Source organism: Ochrobactrum teleogrylli (assembly GCF_006376685.1).
Classification (GTDB): Bacteria; Pseudomonadota; Alphaproteobacteria; order Rhizobiales; family Rhizobiaceae; genus Brucella; species Brucella teleogrylli.
Genome location: NZ_VEWL01000002.1, coordinates 67,024 through 79,545, shown reverse-complemented (window position 1 = coordinate 79,545; position 12,522 = coordinate 67,024). Strand labels below are relative to the sequence as shown.

Below are 12,522 nucleotides of genomic sequence, written 5' to 3'. Positions count from 1 at the left end.
ACCGCCTTTGGGACTTGCGCTTGTCACCGTCGCACCCTACGAACGAAGAAAACGGAGCAAAGAGCATGGCTTGCTGGCTGACGGTCATCGGCATCGGCGAAGACGGTTTGAATGGGCTTGGCGAGACTGCGCGGCAGGCCCTTGCTTCGGCTGATGTGATTTTTGGTGGCAAGCGGCATTTGGGGCTCATCGGTGAAACACCCGGTGCCCGGCAGATTGCATGGCCTTCGCCCTTCGAGGATGCTTTTCCGATGATTTCAGCCGAGCGCGGGACGTCAGTCGTGGTTCTGGCCAGCGGCGATCCGATGCATTACGGCATGGGCGCTTCGCTAACCCGGCATTTTTCTCCGGATGAAATGCTGGTCTTGCCTTATCCGTCGTCGTTTTCGCTGGCTGCGGCGCGTATGGGCTGGTCGCTGCAGGACGTGTGTTGCCTCAGCGTGCACGGGCGTCCGCTGGACGTGCTGGCGAAGCATATTCTGCCCGGCATCAAATTGCTGATCCTCAGCAATGACGGTTCCACACCTGAAAAAATCGCCCGAATGCTGGCCGCACGCGGTTTTGGACCAAGCCGCATCGATGTGCTGGAACATCTGGGTGGCCCCAAAGAAACGCATAAGCGCGGTATTGCAGGTGCATGGACAGTTCCCGCCGGTGCCGATCTGAATGTCGTCGCTGTGGAATGCATTGCAGAGCCGGATGCGAAAATTCTTCCCAGTGTGATCGGCCTGCCTGATGAAGCCTTCGAAAATGATGGTCAACTAACGAAGCGCGATATTCGCGCCGTGACACTGTCGCGGCTGGCGCCGCTGCCTGGCGAAATTCTATGGGATGTCGGCGCGGGGTGCGGCTCCATCGGTATCGAGTGGATGCGCACCCATGCTTCCTGTCGTGCCATCGCCATCGAGGCGCATGAAGGGCGGCAAGGCATGATCGCCCGCAATCGCGATGCGCTGGGCGTACCCGGTTTGCAGATCGTTTCCGGTGAAGCGCCGGGCGCTCTCGCAGGACTGGAAAAGCCTGACGCGATTTTCATCGGTGGCGGCGTGACGGATGAAGGCGTGTTGCAAGCCTGTTGGGATGCACTGCAACCCGGCGGACGGCTGGTTGCCAATGCCGTGACCTTGCAAAGTGAAATGCAGCTTTTCGGCTGGCGGCAGCGCTTTGGCGGAGAACTCGTGCGGCTTTCCGTGGCACAAGCCGGTGCGCTTGGCTCGTTCGATGTATGGCGGCAGGCACTGCCTGTCACGCTATATTGCGCGATCAAAGACAAATGATGACTTGAATTGTCATCTTATATTCGGGTAAGGCTGGCGCATCATTTCATCCGATGGAGGATGGGTCGTGTCCGAACTCAACGCCAATACCCGCTTTACGCTGACCAATGCTGGTCACATCGTCAATCAACTGCTCGATCATTTCGTCGAACATGCTGATGTGCAGCGTGACGAGACGCATGCGAAACTCGTTTTGAGCTTCGGTCAGGCCGATGTTCAATGGGATAACGAGACGGTCAGCGTCGATGTCAAAAGCGATGATGAGACCGGCCTTGCCTATATGAAATATTCAATCGCCGAGCATGTGCTGGAATTTCTGGAGAAGGGCAGCCCCACGCCGAAAATCATCTGGCAGGGCGATGGCGCGGCGGGACTGCCGCTGCCTTACTTCCGCGAAATGCAGGTGGTGGCGGTGTCCAATGTCACGCCGCATATGCGTCGCGTGCGCCTGAAAGGCGACAACCTCCAGCGGTTTTCGCATACCGGGCTGCATATCCGCCTTCTGTTCCCGCCAAAGGGGCTGGCAAAGCCACAATGGCCGGTGACGGGTGAGGACGGGCGTCCGGCATGGCCGGAAGGCGATGCCAAGCTTGCAACCCGTGTCTATACCATCCGCAATATCGATCCTGAAGCGGGCTGGGTCGATATCGACATGGTTGTGCATGGTGATGATTGCGACGCTCCGGGTTCGGGTTGGGCGCTTAACGCCAAGCCGGGCGATATTGTCGGCATGACTGGTCCGGGCGGTGGCGATGCAGGCGATGCCAAATGGTATCTGCTCGCAGGCGACGAAACCGCGCTGCCCGCCATCGGGCGCATTCTCGAACGACTGCCTGAAGATGCAAAGGCCGTTGTGCGCATTGAAATCGGCGATCAGGCCGAGGAACAGAAGCTTGTCTCGCGTGCGAATGTCGATGTGCAATGGCTGAACCGCAAGGGCGCCGAAGCTGGCACCACCACGCTGTTGCAGGATGCGGTGCGTGCGGTCGAACTGCCGGAAGGCGAGGAAGACATTTATGTCTGGGCGGGTTGCGAGTTCAATGCCTTCCGTAATATTCGCAGCTATATGCGCAAGGAGCGTAACGTTCCGAAGAATCGCCAGCTGATTGTCGCCTATTGGCGGCGCGGCCAGGACGGGGACAATGCCCGCAAAGCTTCTGAGGAATAAAAAAGGGGACCGAAAGGTCCCCTTTTTGTTGTGTCATGCGACTGGTTTCAGCGCCGGAAACCTTCGCTCGCGCGCATCAGGTTCTTGGTATAGTCGGCGTGAATATTGCCGGTGACTAGATCGCCAGCCTGTAATTGTTCGACCACTTCACCATTGCGCATCACTGCAAGGCGGTCGCACATATGGGTGACAACGCCGAGATCGTGGCTCACCATGATGAAGGTGAGGTTGCGGTCACGGCGAACCTGTTCCAGCAGGTTCAGCACTTCCGCCTGTACTGATGCGTCGAGCGCCGAAGTCGGTTCGTCGAGCAGCAGAATGCTCGGTTCCACGATCAATGCGCGGGCAATGGCGATGCGCTGGCGCTGACCGCCCGAAAGCTGGTGCGGATAGCGGAAGCGGAAGCCCGAGCCGAGCCCCACTTCATCCAATGCGCGCACGATGCGCTGTTCGGCATCGCCGACACCATGAATGGCGAGCGGTTCCAGCAAAAGCCGGTCCACCGTCTGGCGCGGGTGCAGGGAGCCATAAGGGTCCTGAAACACCATCTGCACCTTGCGATAGAAGGCCTTGTCGCGTGGTGTCTTGAGAGGTACGCCGTCGATACGGATTTCGCCATCGTCAATCGGCGCAAGTCCCGCGACTGCGCGCAGAAGTGTGGACTTGCCCGAACCGGATTCGCCGACGAGACCATAGGATTCGCCCTGCGCCACATGGACGCTGACCGACTTCAACGCATGGAAATGGTCGAAATAGACGTCAATATTGTCGACGCTCAGTGCTGGTGCCGTACTCATAGCTTCCAGGCCTCCTCACGCTGCAAGGTGGGCAGAGGATGGCGGTCGGCTCCGATTTTCGGCATGCAGTTCAGCAATCCTTGCGTATAGGGATGTTTCGCGTTGGCAAGATCCTTGGCCGCGATCTCTTCGACGATACGGCCCGCATACATCACGATGACGCGGTCGCAGAAGGACGAAACAAGGCGCAGGTCATGGCTGACGAAGATCAGCCCCATGCCACGTTCGGCCACCAGCTTGTCGAGAATGCCGAGCACTTCGAGCTGTACCGTCACGTCGAGCGCCGAAGTCGGTTCGTCGGCAATCAGCAGTTCCGGTTCGGCCACCAGCATCATGGCGATCATCACGCGCTGACCCATGCCGCCCGAAACCTCGTGCGGATAGAGTTTCATGACGCGTTCAGGATCGCGAATCTGCACCGCTTCCAGCATGGCCATCGAGCGCGTGCGAATTTCTCCGCTGCTGTATTTGCCGTGGGCTTTAAGCGTTTCGGCAATCTGCTTGCCGATGGTCATCACAGGATTGAGCGAATATTTCGGGTCCTGCAACACCATGGCGATACGCCCGCCGCGTAAGGAGCGGCGTTCACGGGCCGAAATGTTGAGGAGATCGATGCCGTCGAAATTAAGCGTCTTGGCCGTGATCTGCGCGTGGAGTGGCGTCAGACCCATGATGGCGCGCCCGGTCTGGGACTTGCCTGAACCGGATTCGCCAACGATGCCGAGGCGTTCGCGGCCCAGCTCAAAGCTGACACCACGGACAGCCTCGATGGCCCCCGTGCGCGTCGGGAAGGTGACGCGCAGGTCTTCTACTGTCAGAAGCGGCTTCATTGGTTGTTACCCCGCGGATCAAGCGCATCGCGCAGACCATCGCCCAGCAGGTTGAAGCCGAGGCTGACGATCAGGATCGCAATGCCGGGCATGGCGGCAACCCACCATTGGTCGAGGATGAAACGGCGACCCGATGCGATCATCGCGCCCCATTCCGGCAGTGGCGGCTGTGCGCCGAGGCCGAGAAAGCCGAGACCCGCTGCCGTCAGAATGATGCCCGCCATGTCTAGCGTCACGCGGACAATCAGCGACGAGGTGCAGAGCGGCATGATGTGGCGCACGACAATGCGGATCGGCGAAGCACCCATCAGGCGGACAGCGGAGATGTAGTCGGAGTTGCGCACGGTCAGCGTTTCTGCGCGAGCAATGCGCGCATAAGGCGGCCATGAGGTGATCGCGATGGCGATGATGGCGTTTTCGATGCCCGGTCCCAGAGCCGCCACGAAGGCAAGCGCCAGAATGAGTTTCGGGAAGGCGAGGAAGATGTCGGTAATGCGCATCAAAACCGCATCGACCCAGCCGCCCGCATAACCGGCCACTGTGCCGACCAGCAGGCCGATTGGGGCCGCAATGATCGCAACCAGCAGTACGACATAGAGCGTCAGGCGGGAACCGTGAATGAGACGCGAAAGAATATCGCGACCCTGATCGTCGGTGCCGAGCAGATAGCCGGGGCTTCCCGGCGGCAGCAGGCGGGCATTGGCCAGATCGCCGACAACCGGCGAATGCGGCGCCAGCACATCGGCGAGCGCTGCAACGACCAGCAGGCCGATGATGATTAGGAGGCCGAGAACGGCCAGCTTGTTGGCGGTGAACCGCCGCCAGACCATATAGGCGCGACCGAGGCGGGCCTGCGCGCGTGACTGGGGCCGCTCGGTAAGCAGCCATTCACGCCATGAGAGGTTGGATGTATCTGTCATTTGGCTCATCGTGCGCGCGTCCTTGGATCGAGAAGCCGATAGAGAAGATCGGACACGAGGTTGAGCGCGATAAAGACCGACCCGATAACAATGGTGCCACCGAGAACGGCATTCATATCAGCGTTTTGTAGCGAATTGGTGATGTAGAGACCAAGGCCCGGCCAGGAGAAGATGGTTTCGGTCAGAACCGAACCTTCCAGAAGCCCAGCATAGGAAAGCGCAATCACGGTCACCAGCGGCACGGCGGCGTTGCGCAACGCGTGGCCCCAGATGATGCGGGTTTCCGAAATGCCCTTGGCGCGCGCCGCGACGATATATTCCTGATCAAGCTCGTTGAGCATGAAGGAACGGGTCATACGGCTGATATAGGCGAGCGAGAAATAGCCAAGCAGTGCCGATGGCAGGATAAGGTGGGAGACAATATCCTTGAGGGCTGGCCAGTCACGCTGGAGGATCGCGTCGATCAGGTAGAAGCCGGTGATCGGAGTGAACGTGTATTCGAATGTAATGTCGATACGTCCGGGACCGGAGGTCCAGCCGAGACGGGCATAGAAGATCAGCAGCGCAAGCATGCCGAGCCAGAAGATCGGCACGGAGTAACCGACAAGGCCGATAACGCGCACGATCTGGTCGATGATGCTGCCGCGTTTGACGGCTGCGAGCACGCCGAGCGGAATGCCGAACACGGCGCCGATGATCGTGCCGAGTGTGGCCAGTTCCATCGTGGCCGGGAATACGCGGCGAATGTCGGTCATGACCGGATTGGTCGTGAGCACCGAAGTGCCGAAATCGCCTTGCAGCACGCCTTTCACGTAAAGAAAGAACTGCTGGTAATAGGGCAAGTTGAAGCCCATTTCCTCGCGCACGCGGGCGACGACATGCGCAGGCGCGCGGTCGCCGACGATGGCCAGGACAGGGTCAATCGGCACGACGCGACCGATGAAGAATGTTACGGCCAAAAGGCCCAGATAGGTCGTGACGACGATGACCAGAAAACTGGCTATCGACGCGGCAAGGGCCGATGAACGCCGCGGCGCTCGCCTAACCTTTTTGGTGGTTTCAGTGTTACTCAATGTTTTGACCGCTTCCGATGATGAGTGCGTTCAGAACAGGGTCCGGTCTGACGCTCGATCATCTTTGCTTGAAAAAAGCTCTGGAGCGGCTTTCCTTTTTGATTCAGAAAACCGCTCCATCTCGTTGTTTTAAAGCCGCTTAGCACATTCATGCGCCAAGGCTTGGCCGACTATTCCTTGCTGATCGGAGCAAGGAAGTTGGAGTCGAATGTCGGGCCGAGCTTGTAACCCTTCACATTGCCGGCGATACCGGCCGTCTCGATCTGCTGGAAAACCATCACGAACGGGCTCTGGTCGAGCGCTTCCTGCTGAAGCTTCTTGTAGATCTCGGCGCGCTTTTCGTTGTCGCGTTCCAGAAGAGCAGACTGCGTCTGCTTGGTCAGCTCGGGAATGTCCCAGGCGTTGCGCCATGCCAGCGTCTTGTTGGCGGCATCGTCCTTGTTATCCGGATTGCTGGTGAAAGCTTCGGCATTGGAATTCGGATCCCAATAGTCCATGCCCCACTGGCCGATATACATGTCGTGGTTACGCGCACGATATTTGGTCAGGGTCTGCTTGCCATCGCCCGGGATGATTTCGATCTTCACGCCAGCCTGAGCAGCGCTCTGCTGGAAGGATTCGGCAATGCCGGTCACCGGCTGCGTGTTGCGCACGTCGAAGGTCACGGAAAGACCGTCCTTCAGACCTGCCTTGGCGAGAAGTTCCTTCGCCTTTGCAACGTCGTATTTGTAGCGTGCAGCATCGAGCGCGCCCAGAACGCCCTTAGCCTGATAGGTCTGGCGGATTTCGCCAATGCCTTTGATGAGGGTCGAACCGATTGCATCATAATCGACCAGATATTTGAACGCTTCGCGAACTTCCGGCTTGGCCAGGTTCTCGTTCTTCTGGTTGAGGCTGATATAGTAGACCGTACCCTTCGCGGCGCTGGTCGTCGTCAGCTTGTCGTTTTTCTGAACGGCTTCGTAGTCGCCGGGTTCCAGATTACGCGCCACATCGACGTCACCGGATTCAAGCATCAGGCGCTGTGTCGCGCTTTCCTTGACGTGACGATAGAAAACGCGCTTCAGCTTGGCCTTTTCACCGTAATAATTGTCGTTGCGTTCCAGAATGACGACTTCATTGGCGCGCCATTCGCGGATCGCGAACGGACCGGAGCCTGCCGACTTGGTCTTCAGCCATGCATTGGCATAGTCGGTGTCGTATTTGTAGTCGTCGGTCGGTGTGACCTTTGCGGCATGCTCTTCGAGAAGCTTCTTGTCGACGACTGCGGCGACGGTCGCGGTCAGGCAGTTCAGCACGAAGCTTGGTGCGTATGGCTTGTCCACGGTGAAGACGAAAGTCGTGTCGTCTACGGCTTTCGCCTTTTCGTTGACATTATCCTTGGTCAGGCCGAACTGGGTCAGGATGAAGGCCGGGCTCTTGTCCAGACGCACGGCGCGTTCGAAGGAATAGGCCACGTCGGCAGAGGTAATCGGGTTGCCGGAAGCGAACTTGATGTCCTTTTTCAGCTTGAACGTGTAGGTCAGGCCGTCGTCGGAAACGGTCCAGCTTTCCGCCACGCCCGGCACGACTTTCGACGTGTCGTTGATGTCGAGGCGAACGAGCATGTCATAGGCATTACCGATGAATTCAGCCGGGCTGAGTTCGAAGGATTCTGCCGGGTCGAGCGTGATGGTGTCATCGATCGCCCATGCCTGGACGAGCGTGTCGGCTGGCGTGGCCGACAGGGCCGGATTGGCAGCCATAACGGCAGCAAGCGCTGCACCAGCGGCGAGGATGCGAAAACGTCCGAAATGCATCATGATTGAGTTCCCTTTCTGTATTTTTGTTGGGATTTTGTTGAATTGTATTTGTATCTCAGGCTTCGTGCCATGCCTGTTTCAGAACCCTGATCCAGTTGTCCCGGCAAAGCTTCGCCAGTTCCTCATCGTTATATCCGGCCTCTCGCAAGGCCGTGACGAGGTTCTGGGTCCCGGCGGCATCGGAGATTTCGGCTGGGATGGTCGCGCCGTCATAATCGGAACCGAGCGCCACGCAGTCGATCCCCATGCGGTCAACCATGTAATCGATGTGGCGAACCATATCGGACATCGGCGTGTTGGCATCTTCCTTGCCATCGGCGCGCAGCATGGTGGTGGCGTAGTTGAGACCCGCAAGCCCCTTGCTTTCGCGGATGGCATCCAGCTGCTTGTCCGTCAGATTCCGGGCCACGGGCGTCAGGGCATGGGCATTGGAGTGGCTGGCGATCAGCGGCTGGTCGCTGAGTTCAGCCACATCCCAGAAGCCTTGCTCGGTGATATGGGCGAGATCGATCAGAATACCCTTGCGGTTGCACGCCTTGACGAGACGCTTGCCCGCTTCCGTGAGACCGGGACCGGTATCCGGGTTCATCGGGTAAGAGAAGGGAACGCCGTGACCGAAAATATTGTTGCGGCTCCACACAGGGCCAAGCGAACGCAGGCCAAGCGCGTAGAAGACATCGAGCGCGGCAAGATCGGCGTCAATCGCCTCGCAGCCTTCCATGTGCAGAACGGCGGCAAAGGTGTCGCTGTTCAGCGTTTCATCGAGCTCGCGGCCATTGCGGCACAGTTTCCACGCGCCAGCTTCTTCAAGGCGGAGTGCGATGGATGCGATTTCGATGGCGATGTCGAGGGAAGGAGTGCGCTTGAGCGGCGGAGAAAGCGGCGTGTCGTAATGGCCATTGGCGTCGGGTTTGCCAAGTTCGATATGGTGGCCGGACGGCACATAGATGGCGCAAATGCCGCCAGCGAGACCGCCTTTGCGGGAGCGCGGCGCATCAATATGGCCGGTTTGCGTTCCGTCGATGAATTCCCGGATGGGATCGTCGCCGTTTCTGGAGTTTTCCCAGAGCCTCAGAAGGACATCGTTATGCCCATCGAAAACACGCTGCATGCTATCTTCCTGGCTGAGTGATAAAGCGTTGTTTTAGCACTCGATTAAATAAAATCGCGCAACGGGAAGAATTTGTATCGGCATATTTGCATAAAATTTAAACACAATAGCCACGCGCCTAATCCCCAATCGCACATCCCTATAAGATAGGAGCCGGTGCCGGAGTCAAGAGATACGAAAGCGGACGAACTCTTTTGAAAGCAAAGAAATCGGTGCAAAAAGAAAGGGCTACGGTTGACCCGCAGCCCTTGTGCAAAAATGGAATTGCCTTATGCAGAAACGGTATAAGGCTTATATCGCTTTAGAAGCGATAGTTCAGACCGGCCTTGATGGCGTGGTTCTTGAGGTTGTTGCGCTGCGAAACGCCGTTGACTTCAGACTTCACGTCGCCGAAACGCTGGAAGTCATATTCAGCCTTCACCGAAAGCGGGCCGGTCAGGGCCTGTTCGACGCCAGCACCAACCAGCGCGCCGCCTTCCCAGCCCGGACCTGACGTGGTGTTGTCCTTCGCCTTGAAGCGCGTTGCGCCATAGCCGAGAGTGCCATAAACCAGCGTCTTGTCGAAGGCGTAACCGGCTTTGACCTTGGCATTGGTGTTCCAAGACTGCTGGAGGCTGCCGCCATTACCGATGCGGTGTTCGGCTTCCGCGAAATTGGCTTCGACTTCACCGCCAACGACGAAATTGCCGCTCTGGATGTTCTTACCGGCGACAACGCCACCGAGCACACCAGCGCGATTCGTAAACGGGCCGGGGATCTTCGAGGACGATGCACCGACCTGTGCGCCGACATAATTGCCGGACCAGTCGTGCGGGCCTTCGGCAACCGGCTCGTTGTAGGAATAATCGTTCGAACCCATCATATCGGCAGCGAATGCCGGGGCTGCGATGGCCATGATGCTGGCGCTGAGCGCCACTGCGGTAAAGGTACGCTTCAACATTTTGTACTCCGTTTTTCCACCCGGAACGCTGATGGAAACATGCAAGATCTGTTTGGCAAAGACGGGCCTTGCCGTCTTCGGTTCGGTTGCCTTCTGTTGGGTGATTGTGACTAAATTTAAGAAAATTCGAGCGAATTCCATCCGTCGCACAGCCATTCTTCGCGCTATGCTTAACAAGTGGTAACGATCTGCAACAGGCCAGCCCTGACGGCTTCACATCAGGTTCTGCTTTCGGAAGCTGATGCATTTTTCCTTGCCGACAATGATGTGGTCGTGCACCGCGATTTTCAAAGGCTTGGCGGCCGCTATCAGCGCGTGCGTCATGTCGATATCGGGCCGAGACGGCGATGGATCGCCTGAAGGGTGATTGTGGACGAGAATGATGGCCGTTGCCGCAAGCTCTAGCGCCCGGTGAACCACTTCCCGTATATAGACCGGCGTATGATCGACCGTGCCCCGCTGCTGCACTTCATCGGCGATGAGCCGGTTCTTTTTATCCAGAAACAGAATACGGAATTGTTCGCGTGTCTCATGCGCCATGGCGGCTGCGCAATAATCGATCACCTTTTCCCAGACACTGAAAACCTCGCGCTTCATGACCTTGCTGCGCGCACTGCGTTTGTGAACGGCTTCTATAATCTTGAGATCACGCGCCACGGAGGGGCCAGCGCCGGGTACTTCCGCGATGAGCTTTTCGGGGGCTCCCAGCACTTCGGCAAGCGTGCCGAAGCGGGTCAGCAAGGCCTTTGCGATGGGTTTGGTATCTGCGCGTGGGATAACGCGAAAGAGCAGGAGTTCAAGCAGCTCATAATCAGCAAGCGCATCAGGCGCAGCCTGGAAGCGCTGCTTCAGGCGATCCCGGTGGCCGACGTGATGCGGCTGCTTCGCCACTTTCGGCGTTAGCTGCAGCGTGTCGCTGAAACCGGGGATGCTGTAGCTCCCCGGTCTATCCGTTTTCTTTGTCATTCTGTTTAAACCCCCGCAAAAACAGATGAGACTATATTTCCAGTTTTACCGCATCGATGCAGGGCCAAACATATTGGCCGGTGACAATGTGAATATTTCGCAGCCGTCCTTGGTAACGCCAACCGTATGTTCATACTGGGCGGTCAGCGAGCGGTCACGCGTCACGGCAGTCCAGCCGTCCGCCAGCACCTTCACATGCGGCTTGCCGAGATTGATCATCGGCTCAATCGTGAAGATCATGCCTTCCTTGATTTCCACGCCTTCGTTCGGCGTGCCGTAATGAAGGATATTCGGCGCGTCGTGGAAAAGCTGACCAACGCCATGGCCGCAGAAATCCCGCACCACGGAACAGCGCTCGCCTTCGGCATAGGTCTGGATTGCAGCGCCGATAGCGCCTGTCTTTACGCCCGGCTTGACGACGGCAATGCCGCGCAAAAGGCTTTCATAGGTGACTTCCAGCAGACGTTCGGCAGCGCGCTTGATCTCGCCCACCGCATACATACGGCTGGAATCGCCATGCCAGCCGTCGAGCAGATAGGTCACGTCGATATTGACGATATCGCCTTCGCGCAGTGGCTTGTCGTTCGGGATGCCGTGGCAGACAACGTGGTTGATCGACGTGCAGGTCGATTTGGTATAGCCACGATAGTTGAGCGTCGCCGGGAAGGCGCCTTGATCCATGCCAAATTCGAAAACGAAGCGGTCGATTTCATTGGTGGTCACGCCGGGCTTCACGATGTCGTTCAGCGCATCAAGGCAGCGTGCGGTCAGGTTGCAGACCTTGCGCATCGCCTCGAAGGCGTCCGGGCCATAAAGCCTGATCTGGCCGGTATATTTCATGGGGGCGCTTGTCGCTTCGATATAAGTTACCATTACTAGATCCGTCTTTGTCTATTCAATTGGCACCAGCTCGGTGGCGACAATGCTTTTATCCGTTATGTGGCATCGAACGGCCCATGCCTCAACCCCGGATGCGACGGCGCGCTCAAAAGCGCGTGCATAGACAGGGTCGAGATCGCCGGAAATGCTGAATTTGCTGCAATCGCTTCGCTGGATAATAAACAACATCACACCACGATGACCAGCGGCAACACTGTCGGCCAGCTCATTGAGATGTTTTGTCCCGCGCGCGGTCACCGTATCGGGAAATTCCGCAAGGCCAGCCGTGCGGGTGAAGTGCACGTTCTTGACTTCCACATAGGCGCGGGGCAGGGCGCCTTCGTCGAGCAGAATGTCGACGCGGGAATTCTGTCCGTATTTCTGCTCACGCTTGAGGCTGGCATAGCCGCCGAGGCTCGGAATGAGACCGGCGCGTATTGCCTCTTCGGCGATTCTGTTCGGCAGACCGGTGTTGACGCCGACCAAAGTGCCGTCAGCTTCGATGATCTGCAGCGTGTGGGCATATTTGCGGTGGGGCGCATCGGAAACGCTGAGCCAGGCGCGCGAGCCGGGCGTCGTCAGGCCGAGCATGGAGCCGGTATTGGGCACTGCCGCCGTAATGAAGCGGCCATCGTCGAGCGTTACGTCTGCGAGAAATCTTTTATAGCGGCGTTCGAGCCTGCCGGAGACAAGGGGTGTTGGGAATAACATAAAGCTTCTGAACAGTTTGGACGGAATGGCGAAATGTTTGTCCGCCTA

Annotated in this window: 12 protein-coding genes; 2 read left to right on the top strand and 10 right to left on the bottom strand. The window is 58.0% G+C overall.

Going from position 1 to position 12,522, the window contains the following annotated elements:
- Positions 1-65 precede the first annotated feature (65 nt).
- Positions 66-1,277, top strand: a complete 1,212-nt coding sequence (cbiE, locus tag FIC94_RS04500) for a precorrin-6y C5,15-methyltransferase (decarboxylating) subunit CbiE (RefSeq protein ID WP_140024085.1) — start codon at positions 66-68, stop codon at positions 1,275-1,277.
- A 67-nt stretch (positions 1,278-1,344) separates the two neighbouring features.
- Positions 1,345-2,445, top strand: a complete 1,101-nt coding sequence (locus FIC94_RS04495) for a siderophore-interacting protein (RefSeq protein WP_140024083.1) — start codon at positions 1,345-1,347, stop codon at positions 2,443-2,445.
- Positions 2,446-2,492: 47 nt separating this feature from the next.
- Here the strand turns inward: FIC94_RS04495 and FIC94_RS04490 are convergent, their stop codons facing one another.
- From FIC94_RS04490 to sfsA, 10 genes are all read right to left on the bottom strand, one after another.
- A complete protein-coding gene (locus tag FIC94_RS04490; protein WP_140024082.1) occupies positions 2,493-3,242 on the bottom strand; it encodes an ABC transporter ATP-binding protein in 750 nt (249 codons plus the stop codon).
- A complete protein-coding gene (locus tag FIC94_RS04485) occupies positions 3,239-4,072 on the bottom strand; it encodes an ABC transporter ATP-binding protein (RefSeq protein WP_109369267.1) in 834 nt (277 codons plus the stop codon). The genes FIC94_RS04490 and FIC94_RS04485 overlap by 4 nt, the downstream gene beginning before the upstream one ends.
- Positions 4,069-5,001 (bottom strand): ABC transporter permease, encoded by a 933-nt coding sequence (locus FIC94_RS04480; RefSeq protein WP_140024080.1) that lies wholly within the window; start codon positions 4,999-5,001, stop codon positions 4,069-4,071. The genes FIC94_RS04485 and FIC94_RS04480 overlap by 4 nt, the downstream gene beginning before the upstream one ends.
- Positions 4,998-6,065, bottom strand: a complete 1,068-nt coding sequence (locus FIC94_RS04475; RefSeq protein WP_109369265.1) for an ABC transporter permease — start codon at positions 6,063-6,065, stop codon at positions 4,998-5,000. Before FIC94_RS04475 ends, FIC94_RS04480 begins: the two co-directional genes overlap by 4 nt.
- Positions 6,066-6,235: 170 nt before the next feature.
- On the bottom strand, positions 6,236-7,867 hold the full coding sequence (locus tag FIC94_RS04470; RefSeq protein WP_140024079.1) for an ABC transporter substrate-binding protein: 1,632 nt from the start codon (positions 7,865-7,867) through the stop codon (positions 6,236-6,238).
- A gap of 55 nt (positions 7,868-7,922) precedes the next feature.
- A complete protein-coding gene (locus FIC94_RS04465; RefSeq protein WP_140024077.1) occupies positions 7,923-8,978 on the bottom strand; it encodes a dipeptidase in 1,056 nt (351 codons plus the stop codon).
- Positions 8,979-9,279: 301 nt separating this feature from the next.
- On the bottom strand, positions 9,280-9,918 hold the full coding sequence (locus FIC94_RS04460) for an outer membrane protein (RefSeq protein WP_109369262.1): 639 nt from the start codon (positions 9,916-9,918) through the stop codon (positions 9,280-9,282).
- 213 nt (positions 9,919-10,131) lie between these two features.
- Positions 10,132-10,884 carry a RadC family protein gene (gene radC, locus FIC94_RS04455; protein WP_140024076.1) on the bottom strand — a complete coding sequence of 251 codons (753 nt, stop codon included), beginning with the start codon at positions 10,882-10,884 and terminating at the stop codon, positions 10,132-10,134.
- A 45-nt stretch (positions 10,885-10,929) separates the two neighbouring features.
- A complete protein-coding gene (map, locus tag FIC94_RS04450) occupies positions 10,930-11,757 on the bottom strand; it encodes a type I methionyl aminopeptidase (RefSeq protein WP_109369260.1) in 828 nt (275 codons plus the stop codon).
- Between the two features lie 18 nt (positions 11,758-11,775).
- Positions 11,776-12,474, bottom strand: a complete 699-nt coding sequence (sfsA, locus tag FIC94_RS04445) for a DNA/RNA nuclease SfsA (RefSeq protein WP_140024074.1) — start codon at positions 12,472-12,474, stop codon at positions 11,776-11,778.
- Positions 12,475-12,522 lie beyond the last annotated feature (48 nt).

Excerpts from the sequence above, each read along its gene's own strand:
- cbiE (WP_140024085.1), top strand. The coding sequence starts at position 66 with ATGGCTTGCTGGCTGACGGTCATCGGCATCGGCGAAGACGGTTTGAAT.
- FIC94_RS04490 (WP_140024082.1), bottom strand. The coding sequence starts at position 3,242 with ATGAGTACGGCACCAGCACTGAGCGTCGACAATATTGACGTCTATTTC.
- FIC94_RS04460 (WP_109369262.1), bottom strand. The coding sequence starts at position 9,918 with ATGTTGAAGCGTACCTTTACCGCAGTGGCGCTCAGCGCCAGCATCATG.
- map (WP_109369260.1), bottom strand. The coding sequence starts at position 11,757 with ATGGTAACTTATATCGAAGCGACAAGCGCCCCCATGAAATATACCGGC.
- FIC94_RS04470 (WP_140024079.1), bottom strand. The coding sequence starts at position 7,867 with ATGATGCATTTCGGACGTTTTCGCATCCTCGCCGCTGGTGCAGCGCTT.
- sfsA (WP_140024074.1), bottom strand. The coding sequence starts at position 12,474 with ATGTTATTCCCAACACCCCTTGTCTCCGGCAGGCTCGAACGCCGCTAT.
- radC (WP_140024076.1), bottom strand. The coding sequence starts at position 10,884 with ATGACAAAGAAAACGGATAGACCGGGGAGCTACAGCATCCCCGGTTTC.
- FIC94_RS04465 (WP_140024077.1), bottom strand. The coding sequence starts at position 8,978 with ATGCAGCGTGTTTTCGATGGGCATAACGATGTCCTTCTGAGGCTCTGG.
- FIC94_RS04485 (WP_109369267.1), bottom strand. The coding sequence starts at position 4,072 with ATGAAGCCGCTTCTGACAGTAGAAGACCTGCGCGTCACCTTCCCGACG.
- FIC94_RS04480 (WP_140024080.1), bottom strand. The coding sequence starts at position 5,001 with ATGAGCCAAATGACAGATACATCCAACCTCTCATGGCGTGAATGGCTG.